Here is a 589-nt window from a genome sequence, read left to right on the forward strand (position 1 = left end):
GACCCGAACCTGGTCTGGGACCACCCCACGATCGCCGCCATCGTCGACCATCTGACACCGCGTCTGACGACTCAGGGCATGGACCTGAACCCGTAGCCACGTCGCCCTGGCCCCGCACAACCGAAACAGCGCGCGTCCGCCGGCACACCGGCGCACGCGCGCTGTTCGTCACCACGGCTCAGGCACTGAGGACGGGCGCCCCCTCGACCACCGGGTGGTCGCTGCCCAACGGGCCCGTCGCACTCGCGCCCCCCGGCGAGCCGACCGTCTCGAACACCTCGGCGTTGGCCGGGCCGAACGCACTCCACTGCTCGGGCAGATCGTCCTCGTAGAAGATCGCCTCGACCGGGCAGACCGGCTCGCACGCCCCGCAGTCCACGCATTCGTCCGGGTGGATGTAGAGCATGCGCGGGCCCTCGTAGATGCAGTCCACGGGACATTCGTCGATGCAGGCCTTGTCCTTCACCTCGACGCAGGGCTGAGCGATGACGTACGTCATGAGGGGACTCCTCGGAAAAGGAAAAGAAGGAAGAGAACGGGGCAGGGGCGGGGCGGGGAGGGGCGGGATTACGCGCCGACGGTCCAGGTG

1 protein-coding gene is annotated in these 589 nt (G+C 68.8%); it reads right to left on the reverse strand.

The genetic code is table 11. From position 1 onward, the window contains the following. Positions 1-178: 178 nt before the first annotated feature. Entirely contained in the window at positions 179-499 is a 321-nt protein-coding gene (gene fdxA / locus TN53_RS41845; protein ID WP_046264137.1) for a ferredoxin, read from the reverse strand. Positions 500-589: the final 90 nt, after the last annotated feature.

Source organism: Streptomyces sp. WM6386 (assembly GCF_000972385.1).
Lineage (GTDB): Bacteria > Actinomycetota > Actinomycetes > Streptomycetales > Streptomycetaceae > Streptomyces.

Bases quoted from the DNA above. Each gene is read 5' to 3' on its own strand.
- fdxA (WP_046264137.1), bottom strand. From the start codon at position 499: ATGACGTACGTCATCGCTCAGCCCTGCGTCGAGGTGAAGGACAAGGCC.